At 62.7% G+C, this 8,975-nt stretch carries 9 protein-coding genes, 1 tRNA gene and 1 pseudogene; 3 read left to right on the top strand and 8 right to left on the bottom strand.

Going from position 1 to position 8,975, the window contains the following annotated elements:
* The 4 genes and pseudogenes from E2481_RS14390 to E2481_RS14375 form a co-directional block, all read right to left on the bottom strand.
* Nucleotides 1-412, bottom strand: a pseudogene (locus E2481_RS14390) (RNA-guided endonuclease InsQ/TnpB family protein); the annotation flags it as partial.
* Between the two features lie 329 nt (nt 413-741).
* A complete protein-coding gene (locus E2481_RS14385) occupies nt 742-1,578 on the bottom strand; it encodes a hypothetical protein (protein WP_136717850.1) in 837 nt (278 codons plus the stop codon).
* A 360-nt stretch (nt 1,579-1,938) separates the two neighbouring features.
* A tRNA-Ser gene (locus tag E2481_RS14380) sits at nt 1,939-2,022 on the bottom strand.
* Between the two features lie 41 nt (nt 2,023-2,063).
* Complete coding sequence (locus E2481_RS14375; protein WP_136717849.1) at nt 2,064-2,819, bottom strand: DUF2064 domain-containing protein; 756 nt, start codon at nt 2,817-2,819, stop codon at nt 2,064-2,066.
* A 90-nt stretch (nt 2,820-2,909) separates the two neighbouring features.
* Between E2481_RS14375 and E2481_RS14370 the strand changes: the two genes are divergently transcribed.
* Entirely contained in the window at nt 2,910-3,134 is a 225-nt protein-coding gene (locus tag E2481_RS14370) for a hypothetical protein (protein WP_136717848.1), read from the top strand.
* Nucleotides 3,135-3,150: 16 nt separating this feature from the next.
* Here the strand turns inward: E2481_RS14370 and E2481_RS14365 are convergent, their stop codons facing one another.
* Nucleotides 3,151-3,783, bottom strand: a complete 633-nt coding sequence (locus E2481_RS14365; RefSeq protein ID WP_136717847.1) for a uracil-DNA glycosylase — start codon at nt 3,781-3,783, stop codon at nt 3,151-3,153.
* Nucleotides 3,784-3,888: 105 nt separating this feature from the next.
* Here E2481_RS14365 and E2481_RS14360 point away from each other — a divergent pair, with 105 nt between their 5' ends.
* On the top strand, nt 3,889-4,089 hold the full coding sequence (locus E2481_RS14360) for a hypothetical protein (protein ID WP_136717846.1): 201 nt from the start codon (nt 3,889-3,891) through the stop codon (nt 4,087-4,089).
* Here E2481_RS14360 and aroC read toward each other — a convergent pair whose 3' ends face one another.
* Together aroC and aroA are read right to left on the bottom strand one after the other, a co-directional pair.
* Entirely contained in the window at nt 4,090-5,319 is a 1,230-nt protein-coding gene (gene aroC / locus E2481_RS14355; protein ID WP_136717845.1) for a chorismate synthase, read from the bottom strand.
* A 197-nt stretch (nt 5,320-5,516) separates the two neighbouring features.
* Nucleotides 5,517-6,809, bottom strand: a complete 1,293-nt coding sequence (gene aroA, locus E2481_RS14350; protein WP_136717844.1) for a 3-phosphoshikimate 1-carboxyvinyltransferase — start codon at nt 6,807-6,809, stop codon at nt 5,517-5,519.
* An 87-nt stretch (nt 6,810-6,896) separates the two neighbouring features.
* Here aroA and E2481_RS14345 point away from each other — a divergent pair, with 87 nt between their 5' ends.
* Entirely contained in the window at nt 6,897-8,093 is a 1,197-nt protein-coding gene (locus E2481_RS14345) for a M24 family metallopeptidase (protein WP_136717843.1), read from the top strand.
* A gap of 92 nt (nt 8,094-8,185) precedes the next feature.
* Here E2481_RS14345 and E2481_RS14340 read toward each other — a convergent pair whose 3' ends face one another.
* Nucleotides 8,186-8,959, bottom strand: a complete 774-nt coding sequence (locus E2481_RS14340; protein WP_136717842.1) for a DUF7537 family lipoprotein — start codon at nt 8,957-8,959, stop codon at nt 8,186-8,188.
* Nucleotides 8,960-8,975 lie beyond the last annotated feature (16 nt).

Below are 8,975 nucleotides of genomic sequence, written 5' to 3'. Positions count from 1 at the left end.
CGTCGGGAAGGTCGAGCGGACACCGGACCCGACTCTTCGTTGTAGAGAGGGATACGGTGTCGTCATCGAACACCGTCATCGTCCGCGTATCGTATTTCACGGTCGGTGCGGTGAACGTCGGCTTGCTTACCTTCTTGCCCTTCGACCGGCGTTCGAGACAGCCGGTGATGGCTTGTGCGGCTTGGTGAGTGGCGAGAATCGCGTGCTGACTCCCGAGGTCGGTATCTTCGCGCACAGAATCGTAGGCGAGGGGTTGCACGTCACTCTTGGTGTTGCACCGTCCCCACGCGAGGTCCGTGGCGATTTGGCAGCCCCGTTTCCACTCGGAGATGGTGTCTTCAAGCAAATCGCGTTGCTCGCCATCTACCGAGAGGCGGGTGATTGCCGTCCGACGCACGTAGTCGTCTGCCACATGTTCAATGTAGCCCCGTGGCTATTTATCGATGGGGGGAAATGGCCAGCTATACGAACGCGCTCCTCCCCTCCCTACCGCTCGCTTCGCTCGCGCTTGAGGAAGGGGACTCCGCGCTACCGCATCAGTTGAACACGCGCGATTCTGGCAGAAAACAGACACTAATCTCTCACTGCGTTTGGCAAGAAATCCCTATGTACGTATTCGCCGCTCGCAGGTTGCTCGCGGCAGAAGACGGTGGGATGGGGATTCGAACCAAGTGGAGACGGTCGGCATCGCTTCGCTGCGAGTAGAGATCTAGTTTGGAGTCGTAGGACCAATGTGCATATTCAACTCTCCCGGCTCCCACTGCAGGATGACATCATACCAGTCACCGGGGGTAATTCACTCTTATCAACACTAATTGTATGAGCAAAGTCATCTTGGCTGTAACGAAACTCTATGCGCTCTTCTGTCGAGACTACCTCAATGGTCTTGCTGTCGTCAGCGGCTTCAGCTTGTAAAATGCGCCCCCACGAGAACAGTTCATCTCGGCGAATATCGAACGAAATGGTTGCCTCATTTCGGGTCAATGCCTCTGCAAGTTCGTCCTGATCTTCTAATGGCCGTTCTTCGTTTTTACCGAGGTCATCAAATTGGTAATCCTGTTCTTCGCCCGAGAGAGAGATTTTACGAGCAGGAAATGGTAGTTCAAGGCCAAAATCTGCTTCACCACTTTCCACCATCATCTTGAGATTCCCGTTAGGAATTTCTACATTGACTGACTCACTACCATACAATCCTAATTCTTCATCTGGGATAGGTTGACCCTCATCATCTAAGTATTCCACTTGGAATATCCCCAGCGGTGGATCGTGGTGCCTACTTGATTTCCCACCTGGGCCCAGAGTCATCGCGGGTGAAATATATGAATAATCGTACTGAATCTCTATGTCTGGCCTCCCCAATTCAACGAATAACAAGACTGCCAGAATCAATGTGATAAATGGTAGACTGAACGTATTTCCAATCAAAGCAGCATAAATACCCAGGAAGGCAATCGACAGTTCAAAAACGGAAAGTAATATTCCACCAATTTTGAGAGATTGGTGCCACTTTTCAGGGACGTTTGATACAATCAGTTTGTGGCTTTCTCTTCTTACAGCTATTCCTGCGAATTTGATCATCACTCAACTGTCTTGGTTTATGAGGGGTTGGATAATATTGGTTTTGCTAATCATATTTTCCAATCAGCTACGGCACTTCTGACAGCAGAGGTCCTAACATATTATAGAGATTTGATTAGACTGTGGCTATCTGAGAATAGATTTACCAACAAGAGTCCAGTGTGAATGAGGTATGTAGGCTTCCAGCATTGATGGTGTGGGTCAAAAATCGTATTACGGAGCAGTATTCTGCCGATAAAAGCGGTGAGATGGGGATTCGAACCAGAGGAAGACATTCCTGCTCGCTCCGCTGCGCGGGCTGTGACTTCCAGGGTTCGAATCCCATGCACTGCTCTACGCTCACTATCGTTCGCGAAGAAGCGGTGGGATGGGGATTCGAACCCCAGAGTCCGTGAGGACAACTGCTCTCAAGGCAGTCGCGTTAGGCCACTTCGCTATCCCACCGGCACCCGTATTTCTACACCCCTCGTTTTAAGCGTTGTCGGTCAGTCCCGAGACAGTTCGAGGCCGGCGTCCGACTCGACCACGTCCAGCCCGGTCTCCTCGAAGAACGCTGCGGTGTGGGTCGGGACCTGCCGCCCCGCCCGCTGTCGCGCCTGGACGTGGCTCAGGACCGTCACCAGATCCGCCGCCGTCTCCAGAACCGGTTGCATCGGCAGGAATCCGACTTCAAGATCGGCCTCGACCCCTCGGTCCGTCAGCGTCCGGAGGGTCGGCGGCCCGTAGGCGTCGTCGAAATCGACCGTGTCGCCGAAGCCGGCGTAGTAGACGCGCCCGTCGGTAGCGGGACCGAGCACGACCTCGTGCCGCCGGAGTTTCATCGCCGCGTTGTCGATGACCTGCCGGGCCAGGAACGGCGCGGTCGGCTCGATCGCCGCGGCGGTCTTGACGTCCTCCTCTTCGAGAAGGTGGGTCACGGTGTTGCCGACGCGGCCGGCGAACGTCGAACCGACCTGTACTTCGAACCGCGCGTCGTCGGGACTCTCTAGCACCGGCCGAACGGCCGCTCGGACTTCCGCCTCCGAGGGCTGATCGCCCGCGTACTCCTCGGGGATGTCGTCCTCGGCGCGGAAGTTCACCAGCAACTCGCCGCCGCTGTCCTCGACCGCGCGACAGCTGTCGCGCAACAGCGCGGCGTAGAGGTCCGCTGTCTCCTCCGGGGAGAGTGGCGTCTCTTCGGCGAGATCCGACAGGACGAGTCCGGGACGGGGCGGGGCTGCCAGAACGGCGACCGTGGTCATGTCCGTACTTCGGACCGGCCGACTCTTGAAATCGCCGCTTCGGTCGGCGGAACCGCCCCCTTTTATGTCGACGCTCGTGCATCTACCGGTATGAACGTCGTAACCAAACAGGCGCTCGGGTTCCTGGGCGCGTTCCTGGCGCTGTTTTTCGTCGTCGGTGCCGGTATCGAACTGTCGCTGCGAACGCTGAACTCCGAGTATCGGATCGTCTCGGCCGTCGTCCTCGGCCTCGTGCTCGTGTCGCTCGCAGTCGTCAGTGCGGTGGCGATCTCCGCGCGACCGTCCGTCTCGAACCCCTACTGGTCGCCGAAATAAGTCCGATTCCGGCGTTTTATCGGCTCCGTCGACCCTTCGTCTGCCGATAGTCGCGACCGAGCAACTCCGATACCGTCTTCTTGAACGCTGTTCGTTGCTCCGCGGAGAGGGCCTCGGGTTCGACCATCGGCACCAACTCGAACCCGCGACCCCGCACCGTCGTCGCGTGGTCTCGCTCGATGTCGAACTCCTCGGGACTCGTCGTCGTGTACTCGAAGGCGAGTTCCTCCAGCGGTCGCTGGCCCACCGGGACGATGATCTCGGGGTTTATCATTCGGATTTCGGCCGTCAGGAACCCCTCGCAGTTCAGCACCTCCTCGTCGCTCGGGGGGCGGTCCGGGTCGCGACAGCGGGTCAGATACGTCAGGTAGACGTTGTCCAGATCCGGCTCCTCGCTTTCGGGCGGCGATTCCGAAAAGCCCAGTGCGCCGAGAATGTCTTGCACCGTTTCGCCGGCCGCGTCACCCGTGAAGGGATGGCCCGTCCGGTCGGCTCCCTCGGCCGGCGCTTCACCGACGAAGACGAAATCGGCCCCCACGTCGCCGTACCCGTGGACGACCTGGCTGCGCGTCTCACACAGGGCTGGACAGTTCCGACAGTCGCTGTCCATCCCGTACGGGTTGGATATCTGTTCCTGGTTCGCGTCCATACCAGGCCCAGGGCGAGGGCGGGGAAAACTTCCGCGGTGATTTCACACCACAGCGAGCGCAAAGAAGGGATAGCGTGACAACGATCGAGTCCGTACTCCGTGTTGATGGGTCACGCAAAACGGATATTCATGCTGGCGTACCTGGTCGGCTTCGCGCTGGTCGACGCGACGACGACGCTGTTCGCGCAGTACCCGCCGCTGAAGTGGCTCGGCCTGGTCGTCGTCCTGGCCATCCTCGTCGATACGGCCCGGTGTGCCCGCAGTCAGTGGCGGAAACTCCGGGAAGAAGGGATCTCGATCTCCTGATTACTCGTTGTCGGTCGGCTCTGCCCGCGTCGCCGCGTCCTCGGGATCGTCCTGCGGACTCGACGGGTGGTAGTCGGTGTCGTACTCCCCGGGGCGACCGTCGACGCGGTCGGGGTTGATCCGGCCCGAGAGCAGCATGAAGTCCAGCACGGTACAGGCGAGCATCGACTCGACGACCGGAACCGCACGCGGTGGCAAGACCGGGTCGTGGCGGCCGACGACCTGGATGTCCTTGCGCTCGCCGGACTCCCAGTCGGCCGTCGTCTGCGTGCTCGGGATCGAGGTCGGCGCGTGCCAGGTGACCTCGCCGTAGATCGGTTCGCCGGTCGTGATACCGCCCTGGAGGCCGCCGTGGTCGTTGCCGACCGGCACCGGGTCGCCTTCTTCGCTGACGGTATCAGGATAGGACTCGCCGTCGTCGAACTCCCAGTCCTCGTTGCGCTCGGTGCCGGCCACGTCCCGGGCGTCGCGACCCAGGCCGTACTCGAAGGCAGTTACCGCCGGAATGGCGAACATCGCCTTGCCGAGTCGTGCGGGAACTGAATCGAACCGCGGTGCGCCAAGCCCGCGGGGCACGCCCCGACACTCGAAGTAGATCGAGCCGCCGATGGAGTCGCCCTCTTTCTGGTACTGGTCGGCAAGGTCTCGCATCTCCTCGGCCGTCTCGGGGTGGGCACACCGCACGTCGTTCTCTTCGGTGTGTTCGAGCATCTCCTCGAAAGAGACCTCGGGGGCTTCGATGTCGCCGAGCTGGTTGACGTGGGCCTTGATCTGGACGTCGTACTCCGAGGCGTCGAGCACCTGCTGGGCGATCGCGCCCGCGGCGACCCAGTTGACGGTCTCCCTTGCAGAGGATCGGCCGCCGCCGCCCCAGTTGCGCGTGCCGAACTTCGCCGAGTACGTGTAGTCGCCGTGGGACGGGCGCGGTGCGGTGACGAACGGTTCGTATTTGCCCGAGCGAGCGTCCTTGTTTTGGATGACCATGCCGACGGGCGTCCCGGTGGTGTAGCCGTCCTGGACGCCGCTGTTGATCTTCACCTCGTCCGGTTCCCCGCGAGAGGTGGTGATCATCGACTGGCCGGGTTTCCGGCGGTCGAGTTCGTGCTGGATCTCCTCCTCGGAGAGTTCCACGCCGGCGGGCACGCCGGAGACGGTACAGCCCATGGCCTCCCCGTGACTCTCCCCGTAGGTAGTCACCTGGAAGAGCCGACCGAAGCTATTGCCGTTCATTACTGTCCCCTGAGTGACCCGCACATTTAGCCTTTGAGAAACCGTCGAATCCTCGATACACGCCGCCCGTCCACGGCCGAGGGTTCTTCAGGCAAAACGCGACCAGCCCGAGCTATGTCCTGACCAGCCGCCGCGAAGCAGCCGCGGGAGTACGGCACACTGCTTCGCGACCGCTCGTGCCGTCTGTACGCCTGAACTCAACCCTGAGTCACGTCCGCCCCGGTGTCGGCCAGCACGTCGAAGAAGTCCGGGAAGGAAACGTCGACGTGCTCGCCGCCTTCGATGGTCGTCGTCCCCTCGGCAACCAGTCCTGCGACGGCCAGGGACATGACGATACGGTGGTCGGCCCGACCGTCCACGTTTGCACCCGCCAGGTCCGTCTCGCCGCCGTGGATGGTGAGCTGTTCCTGTTCCTCCTCGACTACCGCACCCATCTTCGTCAGTTCCTCCGCCATCGCGCTGACGCGATCGGTCTCCTTGTACCGGACGTGTTCGCAGTCCGTGATTGTCGTGGTGCCGTCGGCGACCGCCCCGAGGACCGCGATGGTCGGCAGGAGGTCCGGCGTGTCCTCGACGCCCACCTCGATGCCCGACAGCGAGGACTGTCTCGTGGTGATGACGCCAGCCTCGCGATCCCACTCGATGTCGGCACCCATCCGTTCGAGGATGTCGACGATGGCCGAGTCGCCCTGAGCGCTGGGCTGTGCGCCGCGAACCCGCAGTTCGTCGTCGGCCGCCAGCGCACCGGCAGCCAGCAGGTACGACATGGAGGAGAAGTCGCCGGGAACGGCGTACTCCCCGCCCGCCGGCTCGTAGCTCTGGCCGCCGTCCACCCGGAAGCCCGCGTCGGTCTCGACGGCCTCGACGCCGAATGCCTCCAGCACTTCCAGGGTGATCTGGACGTACGGCGCGGACTTCAGTTCGGTTTCGAGGTCCACGTCGATGCCCTCCTCGGTCACCGCGCCGGCCATCAGCAGCGCGGTGATGTACTGAGAGGACACGTCGCCGGGAATCGAGACGGTCTCGCCGTCGACCGGCCCCTTGACCACGAGCGGAGCTTGCCCGTTCCCGCGGGTGCTCTCCGCGCGGCCACCGAGTTGCTCGATGGCGTCGAGCAGCGGACCCTGTGGGCGCGAGCGGAGCGACTCGTCGCCGGTCAGGACGGTGATGCCGTCGGCGAGCGCACCCGTCGCGGTCACGAGCCGCGTCGTGGTCCCGCTGTTGGCGCAGTCGATGACGTCCGCTGGAACCGACGGCCGGCCGTCGAAGCCGTCGATAGTGAGTTCCGAGTCGTCCTCGCTCCGGTCGACGGACCCGCCGTAGGCTTCGACCGCGCGCATGGTCGCGCGTGTGTCTGCGCTCACGAGCGGGTCGGTGACGCGTGCGCCGTCCGCGTAGCCGGCCGCGAGGATCGCCCGGTGCGTGTAGCTCTTCGACGGTGGTGCCTGGGCGCTGCCACTGACCCCCGACCGCGAAATCTCGACGTTCATGCCAGCGTTGTCGTGGCGCCCTGTCATGAGAATACCGGACGCGGCTGACCCCCGGAGGTTTTGTCCGTGGGGACCCCAGCCGCGGGTATGCAACCGGACTTCTCCCCGCTCGACTCGTTCCTGGACGAGGCCGGCGTCGACGGCTTCTTCATCGACGCCGCCGGCGACGATTCCGACCAGTTGTATCTCTCTGGGTTCGACGCGCCCGACCCCTTCCACACACTCTACGACGGGGAGGTCCACCTGCTCGTCTCCAGCCTGGAGTACGGCCGGGCCACCAGAGAGAGCAACGCGGCGACCGTCGACCGCCACTCCGATTACGACATGCGGTCGCTCGTCGACGAGCACGGTCGCGTCGAGGGGACACGACGCCTCCTCGCGGCCTTCCTCGAGAAGCGCGGGGTCGAATCGGTCGCCGTCCCCGCGCGGTTCCCGCTGGCGACAGCCGATGGCCTCCGTGAGCACGGCATCGAGGTCCGAACGCCCGAAAGCAGTCCCATCGGTCGCGGCGGAACGAACCCCGTGCAGGCGATCCGTGCCACCAAGACCGACGAGGAGATCGACCACGTTGCCACCGCCCAGGCGGCAAACGAGTCTGCGATGGCAGCGGCCGAGGACCTCATCCGTGCTGCGACGGTCGAGGACGGCACCCTCCGCTACGAGGGCGAACCGCTGACGAGCGAACGCGTCACAGAGGAGATCGAGGTAACGCTCCTGCGCCACGGTTGCGCGCTCGACGAGACCATCGTCGCCTGCGGAGCCGACGCCGCGGACCCACACGACCGCGGGAGCGGACCGCTGGCGGCCGGTGAGCCGATCATCGTCGACATCTTCCCGCGGGACAAGGCGACGAAGTACCACGCGGACATGACCCGCACCTTCTGTAAGGGCGAACCGAGCGAGACGATCCGGGAGTGGTACGACCTCACGGCGGAGGCCAAGGACGCGGCACTCGACGTCGTCGAACCCGGTGTCACGGGTGCCGAGGTTCACGACGCGGTCTGTGACGTCTACGAGGATGCGGGCGAGCCGACTCTTCGAAGCGACGAGACGACCGAAACCGGGTTCATCCACAACACCGGCCACGGTGTGGGATTAGACGTTCACGAGCAGCCGCTCGTCGGGCCCGGCGGCGAGGAACTCGAACCCGGTCACGTCATCACCATCGAGCCGGGGCTGTACGATCCATCAGTGGGTGGTATTCGTATCGAGGACATCGTCGTCGTCACCGAGGACGGCTACCGGAACTTCACCGAGTACCCGGAGAACCTGGTCGCCGACTGATACTGCCGGCTATAACTTCGTGGCGGATTTCGGCACCGGGGTGCCGAAAACCTTCAGGTGATTATAGCCGGTAGTATGAGCCGTCGAGCACGTCAACTGCCAGCCGACGCGTTCGTGTCGGTCGTGTTGGCAGCCGTCGCGTTCTGCGCTTCGGAGAGCCACGTCGGCGGCTCGACCGTCACGTCGCCCGTCCCTGTTACCTCGTACTTGATGTATACGTCGAAGGGGCCGTTTTCCCCCTCGCCGGCGACGTCGATGACCGCACGACGGATGACGCCGTCACGGTCGATGTAGACGGACCCGTTCGCGTCCGTGAGCTGGGCCGTGTCGCTCGCGCCGACGACGGTTTCGTTGAGTCGGAACTCGGTGACCTCGCGGCCGTCGACCGTCAAGTTTCGCTCGCGATCGAAGTTGGCGAAGCTGTAAATCTCCGTGAGCCATCGTAACTGCATCCGGTTCTCGTGGTACTGATCGAAACTCCTGTTCAACCCGTCGAGGCTCTGATTGCGGTACGTCGTCTCGTTGTCCTGGATCTTCGAGTACAGCGTCGACGCCGTGAAGTAGATGTCGACGGTCCGCTGGCTCGTCTCGTTCGTCCGGCGGAACCGCTCCGTCTCGGGATCGCTTCTGACGCGGATCGTCTCGTTGCGGTCCATCCCGTCCGTGTCGGCGTCGACCTGCACCGTGACGGCGTAGCTGGTGTTCGCCAGCGTGTTTCGGTGGTCGTCGAGCCTGAAACTCGGGACCATGATGTCGCTGTCGTTGGTCTCTGGCGTCTGTGTCGGCTCCTCCTGTGCGACCCAGGAACACCCCGCAAGTGCGACCGTCGCGACGACTGCAACGGCCAGCAGCAACCCCCTGTCCATACTCCTACCCGTCAGT

It is taken from the genome of Halorientalis salina (assembly GCF_005049285.1).
Classification (GTDB): Archaea; Halobacteriota; Halobacteria; order Halobacteriales; family Haloarculaceae; genus Halorientalis; species Halorientalis salina.
The sequence above is the reverse complement of the archived record's forward strand: the minus strand, read 5'-3'. Positions and strand labels throughout refer to the sequence as shown.